The 21,400-nt window shown below is 39.8% G+C and carries 17 protein-coding genes; 1 reads left to right on the top strand and 16 read right to left on the bottom strand.

The genetic code is table 11. From position 1 onward, the window contains the following. Positions 1-54: 54 nt before the first annotated feature. From IEV52_RS03365 to IEV52_RS03295, 15 genes are all read right to left on the bottom strand, one after another. Positions 55-849 (bottom strand): SDR family NAD(P)-dependent oxidoreductase, encoded by a 795-nt coding sequence (locus IEV52_RS03365; RefSeq protein WP_188401107.1) that lies wholly within the window; start codon positions 847-849, stop codon positions 55-57. A 57-nt stretch (positions 850-906) separates the two neighbouring features. Continuing rightward, on the bottom strand, positions 907-1,920 hold the full coding sequence (locus IEV52_RS03360) for an AraC family transcriptional regulator (RefSeq protein ID WP_188401106.1): 1,014 nt from the start codon (positions 1,918-1,920) through the stop codon (positions 907-909). Between the two features lie 515 nt (positions 1,921-2,435). Continuing rightward, positions 2,436-2,660 carry a hypothetical protein gene (locus tag IEV52_RS03355; RefSeq protein ID WP_188401105.1) on the bottom strand — a complete coding sequence of 75 codons (225 nt, stop codon included), beginning with the start codon at positions 2,658-2,660 and terminating at the stop codon, positions 2,436-2,438. A gap of 312 nt (positions 2,661-2,972) precedes the next feature. Then, positions 2,973-3,605 (bottom strand): type 1 glutamine amidotransferase family protein, encoded by a 633-nt coding sequence (locus IEV52_RS03350; protein WP_188401104.1) that lies wholly within the window; start codon positions 3,603-3,605, stop codon positions 2,973-2,975. A 74-nt stretch (positions 3,606-3,679) separates the two neighbouring features. Beyond that, positions 3,680-4,642, bottom strand: a complete 963-nt coding sequence (locus IEV52_RS03345) for a helix-turn-helix transcriptional regulator (protein WP_188401103.1) — start codon at positions 4,640-4,642, stop codon at positions 3,680-3,682. A gap of 186 nt (positions 4,643-4,828) precedes the next feature. Next, entirely contained in the window at positions 4,829-5,317 is a 489-nt protein-coding gene (locus tag IEV52_RS03340; RefSeq protein ID WP_188401102.1) for a DinB family protein, read from the bottom strand. Positions 5,318-5,561: 244 nt separating this feature from the next. Beyond that, positions 5,562-6,761, bottom strand: a complete 1,200-nt coding sequence (locus IEV52_RS03335; protein ID WP_188401101.1) for a PDZ domain-containing protein — start codon at positions 6,759-6,761, stop codon at positions 5,562-5,564. Continuing rightward, a complete protein-coding gene (locus tag IEV52_RS22255; RefSeq protein WP_229754175.1) occupies positions 6,758-7,045 on the bottom strand; it encodes a hypothetical protein in 288 nt (95 codons plus the stop codon). Before IEV52_RS22255 ends, IEV52_RS03335 begins: the two co-directional genes overlap by 4 nt. Next, a complete protein-coding gene (locus IEV52_RS03325) occupies positions 7,035-8,495 on the bottom strand; it encodes a S41 family peptidase (protein WP_188401100.1) in 1,461 nt (486 codons plus the stop codon). Before IEV52_RS03325 ends, IEV52_RS22255 begins: the two co-directional genes overlap by 11 nt. A gap of 132 nt (positions 8,496-8,627) precedes the next feature. Beyond that, positions 8,628-9,842, bottom strand: coding sequence for a murein hydrolase activator EnvC family protein (locus tag IEV52_RS03320; RefSeq protein ID WP_188401099.1), 1,215 nt, complete (start codon positions 9,840-9,842; stop codon positions 8,628-8,630). Between the two features lie 68 nt (positions 9,843-9,910). Then, complete coding sequence (gene ftsX, locus IEV52_RS03315; protein WP_188401098.1) at positions 9,911-10,804, bottom strand: permease-like cell division protein FtsX; 894 nt, start codon at positions 10,802-10,804, stop codon at positions 9,911-9,913. After that, complete coding sequence (gene ftsE, locus IEV52_RS03310) at positions 10,794-11,480, bottom strand: cell division ATP-binding protein FtsE (protein WP_188401097.1); 687 nt, start codon at positions 11,478-11,480, stop codon at positions 10,794-10,796. Before ftsE ends, ftsX begins: the two co-directional genes overlap by 11 nt. A gap of 459 nt (positions 11,481-11,939) precedes the next feature. Next, the gene (locus tag IEV52_RS03305; protein WP_188402228.1) at positions 11,940-12,800 is read right to left on the bottom strand and encodes a YitT family protein; all 861 of its coding nucleotides are present in this window, start codon (positions 12,798-12,800) and stop codon (positions 11,940-11,942) included. A gap of 189 nt (positions 12,801-12,989) precedes the next feature. After that, positions 12,990-14,501 (bottom strand): glycine betaine uptake BCCT transporter, encoded by a 1,512-nt coding sequence (locus tag IEV52_RS03300; protein ID WP_188401096.1) that lies wholly within the window; start codon positions 14,499-14,501, stop codon positions 12,990-12,992. 293 nt (positions 14,502-14,794) lie between these two features. Beyond that, positions 14,795-18,862 carry a S8 family serine peptidase gene (locus IEV52_RS03295; protein WP_188401095.1) on the bottom strand — a complete coding sequence of 1,356 codons (4,068 nt, stop codon included), beginning with the start codon at positions 18,860-18,862 and terminating at the stop codon, positions 14,795-14,797. 300 nt (positions 18,863-19,162) lie between these two features. On the opposite strand from IEV52_RS03295, the gene IEV52_RS03290 reads away from it, so the two are divergent. Further along, positions 19,163-20,407 (top strand): helix-turn-helix domain-containing protein, encoded by a 1,245-nt coding sequence (locus IEV52_RS03290; RefSeq protein ID WP_188401094.1) that lies wholly within the window; start codon positions 19,163-19,165, stop codon positions 20,405-20,407. A 211-nt stretch (positions 20,408-20,618) separates the two neighbouring features. Here IEV52_RS03290 and tatC read toward each other — a convergent pair whose 3' ends face one another. Further along, positions 20,619-21,389: a twin-arginine translocase subunit TatC gene (tatC, locus tag IEV52_RS03285; protein WP_188401093.1), complete on the bottom strand. Its 771-nt coding sequence runs from the start codon at positions 21,387-21,389 to the stop codon at positions 20,619-20,621. Positions 21,390-21,400 lie beyond the last annotated feature (11 nt).

Below are 21,400 nucleotides of genomic sequence, written 5' to 3'. Positions count from 1 at the left end.
TGCAGCCTATTGTTATTTATTAATCGTATATAAAAATTCGCAATTAAAAAAATGTTAAAAAATAGTCGGTACCATTCCCCCATCCATACGGATTGGAGACCCTTTAAATGCGGATGCATAAGGACTACATACAAATGTAGTTAGTCTACCTATTTCAATTGGTCTGATAAATCGTTGAATTTCAGATTGAGGTAGGTTTGTAGTCATAAATTCTTTCTCTTTCTCTGAAAAATTCATATCATCATTAGGGTAGATACCTTCAATTATTTGATGCACATTTTCAGAGAGTGTTGGTCCTGGCATGATCGTATTAACTGTAACTTCTTTTCCTTTTGTTAATTTAGATAAGCTTTTTGATAATGATAATAGCATTGATTTTGTCATACAATACTGAGGCATTTGTCCTGAAGGCATAATTGCTTCTTCACTCGCAATAAAGATAATACGGCCATAATCATTGTTCAACATTTTAGGTAAATAAAATCTAGATAATCCATTTGCAGCAAGAACATTAGTGCGGAAGTATTTTTCCCATACTTCATCCTCAACGTCCTCATATTGCATTATTTCATAAATCCCCATATTGTTCACTAAAATATCAATATTGGGGTATTTTTCAAATAAAGCTTCTCTCTGTTGAATATCCACAATATCGGCTGTAGCATTTTGAGGAGAGGTAGCTGGAAAATCTGATTTAATTTCATTTACAATTCGTTCTACCTCTTCATAATTTCGTCCATTAATTAGCACATTAACACCTTCTTTAGCAAGTTCAATGGCAATTGCTTTACCTATACCTTTCGTTGACCCTGTAACTAAAGCTGTTTTATTATTTAATCCCATATCCATAATACATTTCTCCTCTTAATTAACTTAGTGTAAAAAAATAAACCCCTAATGCTAGAATTAATTTATCGAATTTGTCCCTAAATGTTCAGTACGCCAATTTGAAGGAGTATCCCCTTCCCAAAGGCGAAAGGCGCGGTAGAACGAGTTCTGATCTTCATATCCAATCAAGAAGGCGACTTCTTTAATATCGAGTGAGGGGTCTGCCAAATACTCTCGTGCCTGCTCATGTCGGACTTGTGTCAACAGATGCTTGAAACTCGTGCCATCGTCAGTAAGCCGGCGCTGCAAGGTACGATCGCTCATCCCCAACTCACTCGCGACAGTCTGAATGTCAGGACGCCCTCCTGTTAGGCTACGTTTCATGATCCACTTAACCATCTCAGTGATTGAGCGCTGGCGTTCCTGCTCATCCAACGATTGGTCCAGTACGGGAGTTAGAATCTCCAGCAACTCTGCATTGTACGAGACAAAGGGGCGGTCAAGATCTCTTCTATGTAACTTTAACCGGTTACAATTTGCACCGATTCGGATACCGCAGCCGAAGTAAGCTTCAAGTGCCTGTACGTCGCCCATTGAGTCCGAAAATTCAACGAACCTCGCCGTCAAAGGTTGACCTGTGCCCCGACGCCCTAGCTCCAGAAGAAATGCCAGCGTGATACCAACCAGCAACGGCGGACCAGGTTGCTCGGTATCCAACCATTCCAGTTCGATTGTACAGAGCTCACCTTCCTCGGTGATGCGTAAGCTTTCGGGGGGGCACATTTGTTTGAACCTGGCCATTCGCTTTAGAGCGTCTCGGTAGTCACGGGCGTGGTAAGTCGCTAACACGGCTGGTGGGTAATGCGCTGTTTCAAAGCTGGTTGTAAGCTTGATGATTCCTTTGGCAGTGTCATCAATGAGATCGGAATAAGCCTGCCAGATCGCGAAATATTGGCCGGTGGTGACAATTGGTTCAGTAATAATGGTGAGCGGCAGTCGTGCTTTTCGAAGCACCTCGTGGGCGGCAATCCCTATTTGACTTAATCCTGCCCAAAATCCTGCCGGGATTTTAATACGAGTATGAGAAGTCATACATATGCCCTCCTTAGCTATCTACAAATTCACCAGTTTTAATTGTGAGTGCATCTTATTTTGTTGGCAGGACAGTTATTACTTTACCTATCCAATGTCGCTTTGTAACTAGCAAACGGCGACATTTTACTTGCCGATTACGTCTAATAAATCCGTTTGTAATATAAACCATTAAAATAAAGAAACTAGAATTAGTACATGCAGCTCCATTTAAAATACAAATGAAACTTGTTCCTATCAAGTATACAGAAAAAAAAGCCTATCCTTATGCGGTATAAGTTCCGTATTCCAGGACTCATGCCGTGATTGTTCTGAATGTAAAAAGTATTCAAAGAGTGGTAAAGTCGTTGAATTTTATTACTCGAAACAAACATAACACCGTTCGAAAAAGGAACGGTGTTATAAAATAGTTTTAATTTTCTTCAACAAAAATTTATGACTCTAAAATTAATAATTACTAAGTTGTTTAAAATTAAGGTTTATTCCACAAACGCACCCGATTGTTGAAGAACGAATCATAGTTTTTCAATAGAAAATATTAAATCATTAAATTCAGTATCGAATCCATATGCATTGCATTTATAAACTAATGAACCGTCTTTTTCGCTTATCAACATTCCTGAGGAGTATGATTGAGATTCTCTACCGTCACCTTCATCCCAAATATTATAAATACTCAATTTGCCATCGTTTGTATGCCATTTAATAATGACTTCTTCTGGAGATGTGTCTTCCCACAAATTTATGCTCTTATAGATTTCACTTTTTAATGCAGAAATTTCAATACCTTTATCAGTTCTTAACCAAACTCCTTGTCTATGAGGCGACGTTTTAGAAATAAAAGTAATTTTAACTAACTGACCATCTTGTATATTTTGAACATCCCTTAAAATACATTTTCCAATCCCTTTTCATAATAGGCTTTATTAAAGATTATTTCCTTTCCGGGGTAGCGTCAGGAAAATGCGGATTTACAACGATAAGGAGATTCCAAATTAAAAAGCCCAACTTCTCTACAAATCAAAATAGAGAAATTGAGCTTTTCAGTTACTTCATTTATTTATTGAATTCATTAACTGGAAGAAGTATTCAGGTTTATGAGTCTTATTTAGGTTATACCATGAATGTAATGCATCTGGTGTAAATACATCTATTTTTTTCAGTACCTCCATGGCAAATTCCAGAGGAGCTATTCCTGATGCGGTGACTAAATTCGCATCAGATACCGCAGATCCCAACTCATAAAACTTTTCTCCTTTGTAGTTAGGACATACCATTTTGGTATATTCCAAGTTATTACTTGTGTGCTTTCTAGTATCTAAGTATCCCCTATTCGCGAGGGCCTCAATTGCGCCACAAATTGCAGTAACAATGGTGCCAAGCTTTAAAGCCTGGCCGATTCTTTCCAAGATAGGCTGATGAATGTCTTCACTCCAAGTAGTTCCTCCCGGTAAAATTAAAAGATCTTTATTTTCAAAAGTACATTCATCAAGGGACATATCTGGTTTTATGCTCAGCCCTCCCATAGTCGTAATCATTTCTTTATTAGCTCCTACTGTCATTACTTTTAAAGGTGCTAAATCTTTTTTGAAATACCTTCCTGAGTTTAGTTCAGCTATTAAATATCCATATTCCCAGTCTGACATTGTATTAAATACATATAAAAAAACTTTTTTTGTTTGCATCCAATAACACTCCAATCACAATTGATATAGCCAGTATAATAAAACTTCCCTGACAGTTAGCGTCAGGGAAGTGATCATACTTCATGAAATTTTATTAATTCCGACAGAACTTTAACAAGTCTTTTCTTCAGACTGATCGGCTCAATCACTTTAATAGATTGATTGTACGGTAAAAGTAAATAAGGTACATATGTATGAATCACATCTTTTTCAAGAAGAAAAACGGCTTGATTTGAAGTCCGTTCTTGTAAATAATGTCCTATAAACCAATGTTGGCAAATATCATCCAATACACTTTTGTCCCCAGAAATAACCAAAGCAATAATCCCTTCCTTATCTTCTATAGCTGGAAGAAGATTTCTTGTAAAAAAGTCACGTGCTGAAAAATCTTCCGGCCGGTTAAACGTATTTTCGGTCAGCATTAGACTTTCAATTCGATCTACTCTAAAACTACGGATATCATTTCTAAGATGACAAAATCCAATCACATACCACTTATTATTCCAATAGATCATTCTGTACGGATCGACCAATCTATCATTTAATTGCTTTTCTCCACTTTTATGGTAAACAATTTTTACTGAGTACCCGTCAGCTACGGCCTGCTCCAACTCCTTCAAAAAAGGTTCCATAGAAAGTGAACGTAATCGACTGATTACTTCAAGACTCGTTAAATGTTGGTTTACCTTTGTTTCCTGTTCTTGATTTGAGTAGTTACTTAGTTTTGAAATGGCCCTATTTAGTGCCTCACCACCATAATATCCGGCTTCTTCTGCAAAAACAGCAGCGTGAAATAATGAAGTTTGCTCCTCAAAATCAAAAAATAGAGGAGCCTCAATAAAATTGTCCAATAAAGTGTATCCACCGTTATGTCCTGGTTCTGAAATTATAGGTACGCCACTTGTTGAAATTGTATCAATATAACGATACACAGTCCTTATATTCATCTCTAACTTTTCTGAAATTTGTTTTGCAGTAATTTTTTCACCTGAACGAAGCATCCATAGAATTGCTAACATATTGTCAATTTTAGGCATATAATTCCACCTCTATATCCCTCTATATATATAATTAATAACCATCTTACAATACCAATTATTTCAAATACTATAATATTGAGCAATCCCCTTATTCCATTAAATGGCCAGTTTCATATAAAAGAGTACATTTCTTATTACAGAAATGCACCCTATAATGGAATAACTGAAAGCTAATAATTTTTTTTAAAAGCTGCGTTTCGCTGCCCAAGCTCCTTGCATTTTACTAAGGAATACAATTTGCCCAATATGATAGGCGTCGTGCATGGCTAAACTCTTCAGTTCAATCATTAATGGATTGTCTTCAGGGATTTCTCTATACAAATCTTCTAGTTCTGATGTTGCAAGTATTTTTTCAAGTTCACGATGAACATAAAAGTATTCTTGTTTTGTTTTCTGCCAATTTTGAGACGTTTCAGTTGGTAATCGATATGTAGCGTCATTATTTTCTGCCTGTGGTTCATTCGCTGTTTCACCAAGAAATCGTAACAGAATTCTTTTTTCAAAGAAAAGCAAATGACAAACTAATTCCCAAATGGAATGTGCCCCCTCAACTGGTCTCCAAATTGCCTGTTCAAAAGTGATATCCTCTAGCACTTTTTCAAGTGGTGGAAACCAGTCTTCCTGATCTAAGCAGCTTGCCCATTGCTGTAACAAAAGTGTCCTTACATCCATTTTCTATTTCCTCCAATCTAAATAATCTATTGCGGTCGATTGTTCTGGCATAACTTACAATTTCAAGATGAACTATCTAATCACCTTCCTTACTCAACAATCTGGCCCGTTTGTGGAATAACTGGAATAAAAAAAGACTCAAGTTGAATGAGCCTTTTTATAACAATTATACGATTCCGATAAATTATGAAAAATGATTCCGGAGAATTTTGACCAGATTCCGGTTAATTATGAAAAATCACAACTAGTTCCCTACCGCAACGTTACGATCAACGACATCGTGAACGAGCAGCACACCTAATTGATGGTGTTCATTTTGGTATAGAGAACCTTGTACAAAACGAATTTCTCCGTTCAAATCAAGAACCTCGAGCTTACAATATGCAGCATTGATCTGAAGTGCTTTGTAAAGACTTGACTCGTGTGAAAGCATGACTCCGTTTACTTTTACAATCACTTCCCCTGCTTTTAAGCCCATTTTTGCAGCAGGCGTTCCAGGGACTACAGCAAGAATCATTACCCCTTTATCTCGCGGTACAAAAAACGATGGCCTCGTGTCATCCCGCTGACTTGTTACAAGTGTAATGAGTTCTCGGCCTGCAAGACCGGACGCAATCGATATGGCAATCAAAAGAGGCAGATTATAAAAATGACCAACCGCTGCAATACCTGTAACGATTATTCCTAGAAACAAAACTTGCTTGCCAAGGTGTTTAATGGCTTCAGCAGGCAGTGTATGTGTTACAAGCTGGCGGTATCCGATCGCAAAAGGAACAAGAAAGAATGAAAAGCCGACTGCTCCCATCGGAAACAAAGGCCACCAATCTAAAACAGGGATAGAACCAGCAGGCAGTACAAGAAACTGAGGAACGATCCAAAACCTTGTAGCTTCATGTGCGCCTATGTAATGACCTCTCTTCCCTTTAAACAGACGAGGTGACGTTCGATCTGCCCCTCTCCAGATTACCAAAATCCCTTCCTGTATCAGAAGAACACCAATAATAACAGCTAATGAATCAAGGGGTGTTTTTTGAACATCTACTATCCATCTGTCTAAAAAAACTAAACCAGTTTCAAACTTTGGCAGCAGAAGACCGATGACTGCTGCTAAACTTACAGCATACGCAGGGTTTAAAAAGCGCGTTTTAAACGTTAAACCGAGCACTAAATACATAATCCCGATTAAAGCGATCATCCCAAGAGGCAGTGTTACCCCGGCAGAAACAAAGATTACGGAACCAATTAGACCTATCAAGATACCAGGCAACAGTGAGAAGATCAGATTATCAATCACCGGATGGACTCTTACTTTAAATTCTTTGCGCTCACGTTTTACCCGTTTTAAACCGATTAAAAATGCAATGAGGATAAAGCCATAAAAAAGCGGGTGTAAAAAAAGCAGCCCTATGCCTTGCAGCAGTTCGTTCACAAAGGTGTCTGTCATGGGCGTTCTCTCCTTTTCTCTTCTTTTAATTCATCCACTTTTTCTTCGATTCTTTTTAATCTTCTATCTGTGCTTACAGCTCGTTTCATCAGCAAGCCTATTCCGGTAATGATTGCAACAAGTACCAGAAAGGCTGCCAGCTGAAAAAGTATATCTCCAATATTGAATGATCCCATTTTGTTTGCCCCTTTAAGTGTAAAAAGAAAATCCGCAGAGAATATTTCCTCTACGGATAGTATTCGTGTTTCAGTTGTTTTTTCCTGCCATAATCCCTTATTTTGCAAGTAATTCGATGGCTGTTTTACGCTGAACATCATTCTTTTCGTCACGGATAGAATCAATGACTTTAGACTCCATTTTGCCAGCTGTTTTTGCATCTACTTTTCCTGTTGCAGGCAAGTTGTTTGCACGTTGGAAGGCTGTTACTGCAGCTTGTGTTTTTTCGTCAAAGTATCCATCATCTCTACCTGTCTGGAACCCTAATCCATTAAGCATAACTTGTGCGTTTTTCACTTGTTCATTGTTCATATCAAATTCAAGTGCTTTTTTCTCCACCGCAATTGGGTTCGTGTAGAAGTATTCTGGCTGCTTTACTTCAAAGGTTGGTTTGACACCTTTTTTATGAATCCAGTTTCCATCCGGTGTCAGCCATTTAAACAAAGTAAGCTTGATGTTCGATCCATCACCTAGGTCGATAGACTGCTGAACGGTACCTTTACCGAATGACTTCTCACCAACAAGGTCATAGTTTCCTGCTTCTTGTAACGCTGCAGCAAGAATTTCAGATGCTGAGGCACTTCCTTTATCAATCAGACCTACGATTGGATAGTCTTTCTTTTCTTTTAGTGCAGAAACATAACGTTCCTTGTTCCCTTTACGGTCTTCTATCTGCACGAATGGTTTGTTCTCAGGAATGATCTGACGAAGAATACTGTCAACCGCTTCTAGATAGCCCCCAGGATTACCACGTACGTCAATAACAAGACCATCAATATCTTCTTTCTCAAGCTCTGTTAACTGCTTTTTAAAATCAGAACCTGTTTTCTCAGAGAACGATGTGATTTCTAGAACCCCAATCTTTTTACCTTTTACTTCTTCAATATCGGAATAAACCGTTTCGATCGGAATCTCGTCACGTGTTACTTTAATCGGCATTACATCGTTAACACCGCTGCGTTTAACACCAAGTGTGACGACAGACCCTTTTTCACCGCGAATCTTCAATACGGCTTTATAAAGATCAAGGCCTTCAACACTTTTCCCATCAATCGTAATGATCTGGTCGTTCGGCTTTAGACCTGCTTTTTCTGCAGGAGAGTCTTTAAATGGTGCAACAATCGTTACTTTTCCGTCCACCATACTTACTTCTGCACCGATTCCCTCAAAGGAAGAATCTAATGATTGTGTGAACTGGCTTGCCGTCTCTTCATCCATATAAACAGAATATGGATCTTTTAACGTTTTAACCATTCCTTGAATAGCACCTTCGAGGAGCTTATCTCGATCAACATCTTCAACATACCGAGAAGAGATGATCTCATATGTCTTTTGAAGCTTTGCAAACTCTCCGTCACTGTTGATCTTTGTTTCTGTTTTCGGCAGCTCGTTCACTTCACCATTCTGTACGTACTTTGATTCATTTCCAAAAAGCGCCATAGAGCCATACATTCCACCAGCACCAACAAGCATTGACAGGACAATCAGCAGGGCCAACATTTTTTTAGTTAAGTTCATTCTGCTCACCTCATTTTTGCAGGAAAAGGCATCACACCCTGCAAAGTGCGATGCCTTCCATTGTAAGAGTTTCGGCAACAGCCTGTCTCCTACTTCACTATATGAATAGCTTGTTTACTTTATGTGTTTATTTTACCAGTAAGCCGCAGGATTTACAGCATTTGTTTTTCCTGCATTCCATGGTCCTTTATGAAGCTCAAAGTGCAGATGCTGACCAAATGAATGCCCTGTGTTCCCCATATTGCCTAAGAACTGGCCTTTTGATACTGATCCACCGGATACAGCACGGCTGCTCATATGAGCGTAAACCGTTGTCCATTGCTGGCCTCCGATAGAGTGAGAAATGTAAACGACATTTCCGTATGAAGATGAGTATTCTGATTTAATAACAGTTCCATCTGCTGCAGCATAGATCGGAACTGTTCCGCCTTGTGCGATATCAATTCCTTCGTGCATACCACTGCTTCTCATTCCAAAACCAGAAGAAACTCTTCCTGCAGCTGGTTTAATGATCATGCCATTTCCAGAAACAGGTCCCATTGATGGAGCTGAACCACCAGACGAAGACTCACGAGCCGCTTTTTCCCTTGCAGCTGCACGCGCTTGTTCAGCACGGAACGCGTCTTCTTGAGCTTTTAGAAGTGCACCTTCATTTTCAATCTTGTGCGCTTCTGCATGAAGCTGCTCTTCTTCTTTTTCAAGAGAAGCCATCAAACGGGCTTTTTCAGTCATTTGTGCTTTTAATTGCTGCTGAAGTTTTTGAAGATCTTGCATCGCTTTTTGAAGATTAATCAGTTTCTTCTCAACAGCTGCCATCTTTTCTTCCAGCAGTTCTTTATCTTTCTTTTGTTCTTCTAGAAGCTGGCGGTCTTGTTCTGCAATCATGTTAAGTGCTAACACGCGATCAAGAAAATCACCGAAGTCTTTAGAACCTAGAACAACTTCTAAGTAAGATACTGCTCCGCCTGATTCGTACATAGAATTAACACGTTCTTTTAAAAGTTTATCACGTTCGTCAATTCTCTTTTGAACAACAGCAATCTCACTTTTTAATTGTGCGATCTCATCTTTTGTTTTTTTAATTTCTGCTTGTTTCTCCTGTACTTTCATATCAGTCTCAGAAGAAAGCATATCAATACGCTCTATTTCTTTCTCAACAGCAGCCTGGCTGCTTTTGTTTGCGTCAAGCTTTGCTTTAGAATCCAGAGCTTTCTTTGCATTCTCTTGTTGTTTTTTCTTGATGCTTGATAAAGACTCCGCGTTAACGACGGATTCAGAGTGATACACAGTAAAAGCGCCCAGTGCTAAACTTAACGAAAGCACTGTACCAACCACTTTCCTTTTCATTCGTTTTCCTCCCTAACCCCTATTAATTTGTTTCGCTTTTCTTGGATCTTTACTTCTGCTATCTCTACTTATATCTTTAAGAACTTACGGACAGATGTTAAGCTTCCCCATACGCCAATGACTCCACCGATCAACAGCATCAATAACGATAACTGCGGGATAAGCGGCGTTACTGGCAATAGCTCAATGAATACCGTCCCTAATTTTTGATTAGCAATATCAAAAATGGCTTGATATCCTACAGCGATCACGACGATCGGAAGGACTGCACCGGATACACCCAAGGCAAACCCTTCGATAAAGAAAGGCCAGCGGATAAATCCATTTGTCGCACCAACGAGTTTCATAATTTCAATCTCACGGCGACGTGTAACAATCGTTAATTTTATCGTATTTGAGATCAGGAACATCGCTGTGAATACAAGTCCTAACACGAGGACAATCCCAACGTTGCGGGCAACATCTGTAACTTTAAAGAGCTTTTCGACGGTCCCTTTTCCATACTCAACCTTGTTAACAAATTTAAATTTCTCTACTTCTTTCGCTACAGCAGCTGTATCTTGCGGCTTGTCCGTATAGATAATGAACGCATCTCGAAGCGGATTTTCATTTTTTAATGAAGAAAAGGCTTCTCCTTCATCTCCAAGGCTTTCAATCAATTCATCTAGACCTTCTTCTTTGGATTGGTACTCGACCGTTTTAACTTTATCCAGTTTCTCAAGGTCTTGTTGGTAATCCTTATAGTTTTCAGGCTTTTCCGTTCTTTCAATGTAAGCTCTGATCTGTACATCGTCTTCAATCTGACTAGCAATATAGTTAATGTTCAATAGAATAGCCAAGAACACACTTACTAGGAGTAATGTAACCGTTACTGCAGAGATGGAAGCAAAGGACATCCAGCCGTTTCTTCCCATGCTCTTAAACGCTTCTACTACATGTCGTTTTAATGTTCTAATCTTCATAGCCGTAATCCCCCTTCGCCTCATCACGTACAATTCGGCCGCCTTCTATGGCAATTACGCGCTTTGTGATTGTATTAACGATTTCTTTATTGTGAGTTGCCATGACAACTGTCGTTCCTCTTGCATTAATCTCTTTAAAGATGTCCATGATCTCCCAAGCTGTTTCGGGATCAAGGTTTCCAGTCGGCTCATCCGCAATGATAACCGGCGGATGGTTCACGATAGAACGAGCGATCGATACACGCTGTTGTTCTCCACCAGACAGCTCGTCTGGAAACATGCGGGCTTTGTTTTTTAGTTTTACGAGATCAAGAACTTCCATTACACGTTCTCTGATCACTTTTGGCGATTCTTCAATAACTTCAAGTGCGAACGCTACATTCTCGTAAACCGTTAGACGCGGTAAAAGTTTAAAGTCTTGGAAAACAACGCCGATCTTACGTCGTACTTTTGGAATTTGGCGTTCTTTTACTTTTGCAAGGTTTGTTCCGTTAATAATAATAGACCCTTGTGTTGGTTTTTCTTCACGATACATGCATTTTATAAATGTAGATTTACCTGCACCACTGGGTCCGACCACATATACAAACTCGCCTTTTTCTATGTAGACATCAATCCCATTTAGTGCCATAACACCGTTCGGATAGGTTTTCCACACATCAATCATTTCTATCAATCTAAATCACTTCCTTACTACCCCAAAAAAATATTTCCCTATTTAATCAACAATCTATTTAAGTCTTTCGACAAAAGCGCGATAAATGTCAGTTTTTTTCCGCAATAACTATTATAACATCTCGTACTGACAATTTTATTACAGTTGTGTTTCATCTTCCTCAAACAAGGGACAATGGTTGTGTTTTAATAAAACTGTAATGTATAAAATACGACAAAATTCGCTGTAATCCTTCATGATCAGAAAAAACCTGCAGGTAGACTTTTCGACAACCGGGTTCTAAAGTCGACCATTGAACTGAATTTAGGCACTTTTGTCCTGCATGCACGTTACGATTTATCGCTCTAGATGGCAGGTTTTATAGTAAAAAAGGCAGACTTAGGTAAAAAGTCCTTTAACATTAAAAAAACCAGCCGATTTGAGACCAGACTGGTTTGGGAGTGAATTTTGGTGGTACAGTTAACCTCGTTTGAACCCTTCTCCTAGTACTTCGTTCGCATTTACTACGATTACAAAAGCGGAAGGATCCACGCTTTTTACGTACTGCTTTAATTTCGTCACTTCATATTGTGCAACAACGACCATCAGCATCGGCCGCTCATCTTGTGTATATCCACCGAACGCGTTGATCTTTGTAACACCACGATAAATATGGGTAAGGATGCCCTGGCGCAGCTCATCTTCATGATCAGAGATAATAAGGGCCATTTTTGTAGTGCCTAGACCAATCTGCACAACATCAATCGTCTTCGCCGTAATGAACATGGCAATAAGTGCGTACAAAGCTTGTTCAATTCCAAAGAACAGAGCTGAAGCCAATACGACCGTACCGTCTATGAATAGGATAATGGTTCCGAGTGACGCTCCTGTGTATTTATGGACGATCTGTGCTAAGAGGTCTACCCCGCCAGTGGAAGCTTTGCCTCGGAAAACGATTCCAAGTCCCGCTCCGATTCCAAGTCCTCCGAAAATCGCACCAAGAAGCGGATCTTCTGTTGCTGCTCCCCACTCTTCAAAAATAAAAACGAAGAATGGAAGTACAATGGTTCCGACTAGGGTTTTTGCTCCAAATCGTCTGCCTAGAAAGAAAAGCCCAGCTAAGAAAAGCGGAATGTTTAAGCTCCACTGTACAATTGAAGGTTTCCATTGGAAAAGGCCATATAGGATTGTAGATATCCCGCTTACTCCGCCAGAGGCAATCTGGTTTGGAAGGAGAAATACCGAGAATGCCAGTGCCACTAGCCCTGAGCCAATCACAACATATACATATTCTAAAATGAGTTCAACTGCCGGGTGTAGAAACCCGCGTCGTTTTCGTATCGCCATCATCATCGCTGTCTGTTAACCTCAAACTTTCATATCAATTTCTTTAAACCGAAAAAAGTATATCAATCTCAGTATACCCTTGTAAATGCGACCTTAGTGCCGCGGTGATAAGGTGAAGTGACTGTTATGCAATGTAACACAAAAAACGAGAGCCGCTTATCTCTGGCCCTCGTTTTTATTCCTTTATTTTTTTTCTATTGATTTCTTCTTTACTTCATGTCTTAGGCCTTTTACTAAGGACCAGCACATGAATACCATAATAATGGCAAATGGAAGAGCTGTTGCTATTGATACGGTCTGTAAGACAGTTAAACCGCCTGCTGCTAAAAGAACGATAGCAACCAATGATTGAATAACTCCCCATGTGATTTTAATCTTGTTGGAAGGATTTAAGTTTCCTGATTCACTAAGCATTCCTAAAACAAATGTAGAAGTATCCGCAACCGTAATGTAATACGTGATCACCACCAGCAAGCCGATCATACTTAACACGGTGCTGAACGGCAGCTGATCAAATAAATAAAAGATAGATAGCGAAACATTATCCGCGATTTTATTAGCCAATTCATGATTGCCTAAGTTCTGTACAAAATGAAGCCCTGTACCACCAAAGATTGCAATCCAGAAGCAGGTGCCTAATGTTGGCGCAACAAGCACTCCTAGAATGAACTCTTTTATAGTTCTTCCTTTAGAAACCCTTGCAATGAACATACCGACAAACGGCGCCCACGCAATCCACCATGCCCAGTAAAACAGTGTCCAGTTACCGATCCATTCTCCCTTACTGAATGGAGCGGATCTTAAACTCATTTCTAGGAAATCGTTTAAATAATTTCCTAATGAATTAAAGAATAAATTAAAGATGAAAAATGTTGGACCTAGTATTAAAACGAGAAGCATGATCAAGAAGGATAGAATCATTGCGGTATTTGATAAATATTGAATCCCTTTTTCCAAGCCTGTCGTAATAGAGATCAAGAAAAGGATGGTCGCTGCAGCGATGATGATAATTTGTAAAGTTAAGGTGTTTGGAACATCAAATAAAGTATTAAATCCGCCTGAAATTTGCAATGCTCCAAAACCTAATGAGGTAGCGATGCCGAATACTGTAGCAAACACAGCAAGAATATCAATCGTTTTACCAATTGGTCCATAAATTTTGTCTCCCAATAAAGGATAGAAAGCAGAACTTATGGATGCAGGCAGCTTCTTGTTGTATTGGAAGAAAGCAAGTGCTAATCCGATAACTGCATAAATTGCCCAAGGGTGCAGTCCCCAATGGAAAAACGTATATTTCATTGCTAGTTTTGCTGAAGCATCCGTAAACCCTTCTCCATATGGAGGGTTAACATAATGAGTGACAGGTTCAGCGACACTCCAATAAACGATTCCTATTCCCATTCCCGCTCCAAACAGCATGGCTAACCAAGAGGAAGTTTTAAATTCCGGTCTGTCTGTTTCTTTGCCTAATCGAATTCGGCCATATTTTGAGAATAAGAGATAGACCGAGAACAAAACAAAGAACAATGCTGAAGCTAGATAGATCCACCCTAAGTAGTCAATCGTATAGCCATAAATATTATTCGTAACGTACGTAAGATTCTTTTTGAAGAATATTCCCCATAATATGAACACCACTGTCAATAGCAGCGATATATAAAGAACACTTTTCCCTTTACGATGATTAGTACTCAATTTAATTCCCCTTTGCACTTCGAAAATGGATACACTTCTTTATATTCACCTGTATTTCCTATTTTTATGTCCAGTTTTAAGCGAGATTCATTTTTCTATTGTACCCACATTCGGTTTATTCATAATAAACAAGTGAATAGGTGAAACAATCTATACCTCCCCTTTCTATAACTCACTTTAAAACAACAAGTTACCAGTATAGCATACGTGGCAAGTTAACTATTTTTGTCCAAAAACAAAAAGAAACAGCCTTCAGGAAGACTCGCTCCCTTATTGGCTGTCACTGTAATACATTATTGCTGAATCCCCAGTTCTGCTAGAATGATTTCTAATGTTTTTCCTTGATGCTGTTTTCTTGGCTGAGGGGAATCGTCAACGTGCTGATTTTGGAGCATGTAATTCGTTTGTACATGTTTCATATCTTTTTCATCCACCTTTCCGTCAAAGTTAATGTCTGCCCCGCGCTTTGCCGTTCCCCAAGCATTTTGGACTTCAATCGCGTCATAAATATCAATTACGTTATCTTGGTTCACGTCACCTGCTTTTACTTGCAATGCAGTGATAAAGCGGCTTTGCCCATACAGTTCTCCTTTATGTTCAAACCCGGCATACACTTTACCTTTCGTCACAAAATGCCCCGGCACCTTCATTTCCACTGTAAATGCCTCTTTTTGGATTGGAAGCTTGTTATAAACGTACTGGCCGTTGTCCGAGATTTTGGCTGATGGATCATGTGCATTGCCTTCTGCATCAACGATCTGTACGGAACCGCCTACTTTAGTCCAATCTCGTTTTTCGGTAATCGTTCCTGCTTCATTCTTAAATCCTTCTGGTGTAACATAGCCATTCGCTGTAGAGAACTGTGGATTTACTTTCCAGACATAGGGAGCTTGCAGGACAGTTGATGTCACTGCGTTGTTGTCCGTAACTTTCACAACTGGCACGACACCTGCTCGTGTTGCGTAATACTCATCACTTACTTTTAGAGTTACTTCTACGATACCAGCGTGGTCTAAAACACCGCTTCCGCCGTTAAACTGAACAGTGACGATGCCATCTTTCACATCGATGGACGCTTTGTCTTTGTAAGAGTCACTTAACTTCGCATCCACGAGTGAGGCTGCTCCATAGCTGCTGCTGTTTAAGTTCCATTCTGCTTTCGTTAGATCTGTAAGATTATCTAACTTTAGAGTTGCTTTTACTGTATCTCCTGTTTTTAAAACTTCATCCGTACTCTCCGTGTAGGATACAGGAGTACCCTCTTTTACAAAATAATAGTTTTTCTGTAATGCTCTATTTCCAGCCATGTCAAACCCGTCCATGCGGAAGTTAAGAGCTGGAACTTTTTCGTTCATCGCGATCTCTTCAACGAACTTTCCTTCTTTGTCCATTTTGATCGCAGATGATGGGAAAGGACTGTTCCAATAATAGATCATCGAGTTTGAAGATTGATCAACGTCCACGCCTGCTTCCTTCATCTCATCCACAAGTGGGTCGTTAATCTGGATGTCAAACGGATAGGTAGCTTGACCTGGTTTGTACTCTAAGAAAGGTGATTCCCCGTCAAGTGAACTTTCAAAAGTTGGAGCATCAATGTCAATGAACACATGACGATATTCGATGATTTCTTTTCCGGTTGCTGTAGTAGAGATGAATTTCAGCTTATAGTGCCCTGCTGGAGCATAGGTTGGTTCTGAGTCAATCGGCTGTTTGTCATCACCCGTGAATTTATAGTAAATTCCGCTGAACGCGTTCAACACAAAAAAGCTTTGGTTTTCGTTACGTCCATTCAAGTTCATCGTTCCGATAAATCCTAGATCTTGACCTGTTTTACCGTCTTGAACAACTACCTCCATTTTTTCCATTGGTGCTTTCATGTTGAATTCCATCGGCGTATAAATGGCGCGATATCCGAAGAATCCATCTTGGTTCAGATAGTTTGGAGCAATAGCAGGTGAAAGCAGTTCTAATGCATTGTAGCCTTCTTCTGTTATACGAACACTGAACGGAATACGGTATTGCTCAGCTTCTTTTAACTTATTCGTCAATATGATATAGCCTTCGTAAATGCCCTCTTTTGCATCTTTTGGAATCTCAATACCCGCCGTTACCTTCTTTGAATCTTCACTCGCAATTTTGATCTCATCTGGAATGTTGATGTTTATTCGATTTTCTTTTAAACCAGGTGAACCCTTCGTTCCGTGTACCTCAACAGAAAAGGTCTTGTTCACACTGTCATGGTTTTCAATCGTAATGGTTTTTGGGATAGCTAGATTCTTTCCTGCATAATGGCTTCCGTACGCGATCCCCCCTGTGCGTTCTTTGATCTTTACAAGACTGGTCGCACCTGGAACCATAGTCTCGTCATTAACCTGAAAACTCGTTCCGCTATAAATCGCTTGATATGGATCTACACGTCCTGCTCCTACTTCAAATACAGAATAATCACCGTTTAGTGGGTCAGCTGTATTCATCAACAGCGTTTTTACATCTTCCGGCTCAAGCTCAGGGTTTGCATCAAGCATTAGAGCCGCGATTCCTGCTGTGTGAGGTGCTGCCATAGACGTTCCTGAATATCTGGAATACGCATAATCATAGTTTTCTTGCTGAGTTGGATTGACCATATAAGACGGAACAGTTGAAAGCACAGCAACACCTGGTGCTGTTACTTCTGGCTTCATATCGTACGTCTGTCTGGCTGGACCTCTTGAACTGAACGCTGCTAGACGGTCCCCTTCTGTTTGCACTTCAGAATAGTTTCCAAACGTGAACTTGGATTTGCCTACTGCGATCTGTGCCTTGATCTTTTCTCCAGCTGCTTTCGTTAGAGAAAAAGCAGGGATAAAGCCAGTGGATTCACCTAGATTTGCTTCAATCACACCGTCCACATTGTTATAAAGAAGAACAGCAACAGCACCCTTTTGTTTCGCGTTGTTCACTTTTTCGTTCAGTGTAGTCTCGCCACGAGAAATCAGCGCGATCTTACCTGTTACATCCTTACCCGTGTAGTCTGCTAGTTTTCCTAAACCAACATCAACAAGGTCGTATGATTTTCCAGAAAGCTCGTTCAGACGGTCTACGTAATGACGTGCAAGTCCAGTCAGCTGAAGTCCGCTCTCAGCACCAACTGATCCAGTAAAAGAAGCCACTGTCATCGGTACATCACTAGCACCAACCGTTAATGCCAAAGCGGCTGAACCTGGTGAACCCAGCGTGTAATCGTTCGGACCTGAGTTCCCTGCAGATACCACTGCTGTTACTTCGTTAAGCACCGCATAATTGATCGCTGTACTTGTTGGATAATAAGGATCGTTTATTCCGGCACCTAGCGATAGGTTGATAACATCCATCCCGTCCTGAACTGCTTTTTCGATTCCGGCAATTACAGCTTCAGATGTACCAGAGCCATAAGGACCTAATACACGATAAGCATAGATGTCCGCGTCAGGCGCTACACCTTGAACAGATACATTCCCGTTCGTTGCTTGTCCAGCAATCGTTCCTGCAACGTGTGTACCATGTGCTGTGTAATATGAGTTTCCATTGAACTCCGGCTTCTTAGAGTCTTGCCAGTTTTTATAGGTCGTTTCCATCGGATCGCTGTCACCGTCGACAAAATCATATCCACCTTTATATGCGTCTTTTAAATCAGGGTGGTTGTAGTCAATTCCTGTATCCAAAATTCCAACTTTAACACCTTCACCAGTGATTCCTTCTTTATGTATCTGATCGATCTTCAAATAAGGAATACTCTCTACAGCTGTTCCTGCACTGCCACTGTTAAATGCTTTTTCATCCCCCAGTGTGATCGGGTCTACCTGAAACTTCACATCCTTGTATACGGCTTTAACCGTATCTGATTGTAAAAGAGTTTCTACTTGATTAGCAGGCAATTTCATCGCCACACCGTTGTATACCGTTTTATAAGTTGATGTAATCTTGTGGTTGGATTTTTTATTAGTTAAAGCTACTGTCGGCAATAGTGTTTCTAGGTCTTTTTCGAATTGAGCATGCTCTCGATCGACTTGAGCATCAGCTTCTTGACGGGATAATTTTTTTCCTTTTAATTGTGCTTCTAACACAGCAGCCTGACCTGGTTTTGATTGAAATTGGACGATGACGGAGATTTCGGTATCACTTATAAGGTCTTGCTTCTTGAAACCTTGAAGACCATGAGCGTCTGTTAATTCAAGTTGTTTTAAGGCTTCTCTTTGCTTAGCAGTAAGCGATGATAAGATTTCCTCTGCTTTAAAAGATGCAGCGTTAGTTTTTGGTGTGAAGAGAGTTGAGTTTGGAGATAACAGCAATCCTGCTGCTAATGTCAGCGCGGTAGATTTTTTAATGAAAGATTTCTTTTTCATAGTTTCCCTGCTTTCTTGATTTTTTAGAAAAACAAAAATGTAACAGGTACCTCCTCTCATTAATTGAAAATTGTGTTTATTTAAAAGTAATTGTAAAGGTAGTTTCTGAGGTTTGCTATCGGGGTTACGTTCGTGACTCATAGCCTATATCAACTGTTTACTTAATAGGGATATACGTAAAATGACTATGAGAAATAGGGAAATAGACTTAAAAAACGTAAAACCGAATTGGGGTTTTCTTTAGTAGAATAGAAATAATACGGAATAAGCTGTTTATGTTGGAGATGGGGGCAGAGAGATATGCTAGAGGGAAAAATCATTAAGTTCTTTCGTGAACGCAAAAATATGACACAAAAGGAACTTGGAGACGGCATTTGCTCCGGTACACATGTGAGTAAAATTGAACGAGGGTTAACAGAAGTCTCTCAGGAGACCATTCAATTCCTGGCAGACCGGTTAGAGATTGACATTGAAAGAGAGATGAAGACGTATACCGGATTAGACCTTCTTTTAAAAAAATGGGAAGAAGCGATCATCATGAAGCTGGATGCCAAAGCGGAAAATCTGAAGAAACAGCTTGAACAGATCGCCCTGCTGCAAATCCCTGACTTCCATCGCTCACATACTCTATTATTAACTCGTTATTACTTGATGACGGATGAAAGATCCAAGGCAGAAGCACTTATTGAAGAGATGGATAAATGGGTAGATCTCACCCATCGTGAGAGGAACATGCTTCTTCACATAAAAGGCATCTATGGCCTGCAAATAAAACATGACTATTACGAAGCGATCGATCTATTAAAACAAGTGGACTCTGCCTATTACAACAACTCAGAATATTATTATCATATGGCTGTTGCCTATCACTCTACAAATTCTCGGGTACTTTCATATTATTATGCAAGCAAAGCTCTTGCCTTTTTCGAAAAAGCACATTGTTATGTACGTGTAATTGAAACGGAAATGCTCATGCTGATTCAAATCGAACAAGATATAACAAGCGGTCCACAAAACGAAAAGTATCATGAACTGATTGAAAAATGTGAGAATTTCGGTTTAGAAAAACAAAAGTCCCTCCTTCTTCATAACTTTGGCTATCATTCTATCCGACATGAAAATTATGAGGATGCCTGCCATTATTATCAAGAATCAATGAAACTGAAAGATCCTGCAACTCCAAATTATTTAGGTTCTCTAGAGGGGTACTTAAATGCATCAGTACTTCTCGGAAAAGAGTCACCGAAAAAACTGATCGCTTTAGCTGAAAAAGGATTGAAAACCGCGAAAGAGAACGGTGCCACTACCTTTGTTCATTTCTTTCAACTGCACATCTATAAATTGAAAAAGCAGGAAGATCATTATTTTAATTACATTGAAACGGAACTGTACCCGTTTCTTAAAAAGCTCGGCTATGTACTCCCAGCAGAACATTATGAGATCAAACTGTTTGATTTTCATATAGCAAAAGGGAGCATAGAAAAGGCAAACGAATATGCGCGGTCCCTCGCAGAAAAGAATCGACGTAAGAATCATTTTGTGTAGGGATGAGACAGCCCTCAAAGTAGGTTTTTCTTCCCCTATTTTGTCGAATGGACAAATTATTGGCTCCAATTGGACAGATTCATCCATTTAGTCCATAAAAATGCTGGCTCTTCAGTATAAAGAGCCAGCTTTCTCTTCATTTTTTGACTTTATGATTTCTTGCCTAACCTTGTTCCCAATTTATCACGTTAATCATTTTAAAGGGTTACTACTAAGACGGACGTCTCATCTGCACGACCTTATCTTCCTCTTCCTCATCTGTAACGAGCTGATCTTTCGCTAACTTTCGCTTATACACCCATCTTGATAGCATGATGCTGATCTCATAGAGTACAAGAAGCGGAATGACCACAAGAAAATCTGAAACCAAGTCTGGCGGTGTAATCAAGACTGCCACAACGACTAGAGCGAAATAAGATACTTTTCGTGCTTTTGCAAGTAATAGAGGGTTTAATATGCCGAGCGACGTCAAAAACATGACGACAAGCGGAATTTCAAACAAAAAACCGAACGGCAATGTTAAGTTCATCATAAACTTGAAGTATTTTTCTGATGTGAAGAATGTCTGAAAATGGCCTTCTGACAGACTCAGTAAAAAGTTCAAAACCATCGGGTAAACGATAAAATAGCCGAATGCCAACCCTAGCAAAAACAATAGAAATAGTGCTGGAATGTAAGACAGTGTTACCTTTTGCTCTTTCTTGTTTAGTGCTGGCTTAATGAACATCCACGTTTGATGTGCTGCCACCGGAATGGTTAGAGCAATAGCAATAACACCCGAGATCATAAAATACACCCAAAGAATCTCGCTTGGACCAAGGATGGCAAGCTGTTGATCCAAGTCTCGTATCAGCCAGTCATAGATCGGCTGAACGTAAAAGAAAGATACTGCAAGAACTGTCATAAATACAGCGAGCGTGATTATGATTCGTTTTCTAAGTTCGCCCAGATGCTCAACAAAATACATCTCTTCTGCTTTCATACATTAGCCCT

Source organism: Fictibacillus barbaricus (assembly GCF_014635025.1).
Taxonomy (GTDB): domain Bacteria; phylum Bacillota; class Bacilli; order Bacillales; family Fictibacillaceae; genus Fictibacillus; species Fictibacillus barbaricus.
Note: the sequence above shows the minus strand (reverse complement) of the source record. Positions and strands in the feature narration are given on the sequence as shown.

Bases quoted from the DNA above. Each gene is read 5' to 3' on its own strand.
- IEV52_RS03350 (WP_188401104.1), bottom strand. From the start codon at position 3,605: ATGCAAACAAAAAAAGTTTTTTTATATGTATTTAATACAATGTCAGAC.
- IEV52_RS03320 (WP_188401099.1), bottom strand. From the start codon at position 9,842: ATGAAAAGGAAAGTGGTTGGTACAGTGCTTTCGTTAAGTTTAGCACTG.
- ftsX (WP_188401098.1), bottom strand. From the start codon at position 10,804: ATGAAGATTAGAACATTAAAACGACATGTAGTAGAAGCGTTTAAGAGC.
- IEV52_RS03340 (WP_188401102.1), bottom strand. From the start codon at position 5,317: ATGGATGTAAGGACACTTTTGTTACAGCAATGGGCAAGCTGCTTAGAT.
- tatC (WP_188401093.1), bottom strand. From the start codon at position 21,389: ATGAAAGCAGAAGAGATGTATTTTGTTGAGCATCTGGGCGAACTTAGA.
- IEV52_RS03345 (WP_188401103.1), bottom strand. From the start codon at position 4,642: ATGCCTAAAATTGACAATATGTTAGCAATTCTATGGATGCTTCGTTCA.
- IEV52_RS03365 (WP_188401107.1), bottom strand. From the start codon at position 849: ATGGATATGGGATTAAATAATAAAACAGCTTTAGTTACAGGGTCAACG.
- IEV52_RS03290 (WP_188401094.1), top strand. From the start codon at position 19,163: ATGCTAGAGGGAAAAATCATTAAGTTCTTTCGTGAACGCAAAAATATG.
- IEV52_RS03335 (WP_188401101.1), bottom strand. From the start codon at position 6,761: ATGACAGACACCTTTGTGAACGAACTGCTGCAAGGCATAGGGCTGCTT.
- IEV52_RS03325 (WP_188401100.1), bottom strand. From the start codon at position 8,495: ATGAACTTAACTAAAAAAATGTTGGCCCTGCTGATTGTCCTGTCAATG.
- IEV52_RS03360 (WP_188401106.1), bottom strand. From the start codon at position 1,920: ATGACTTCTCATACTCGTATTAAAATCCCGGCAGGATTTTGGGCAGGA.
- IEV52_RS03295 (WP_188401095.1), bottom strand. From the start codon at position 18,862: ATGAAAAAGAAATCTTTCATTAAAAAATCTACCGCGCTGACATTAGCA.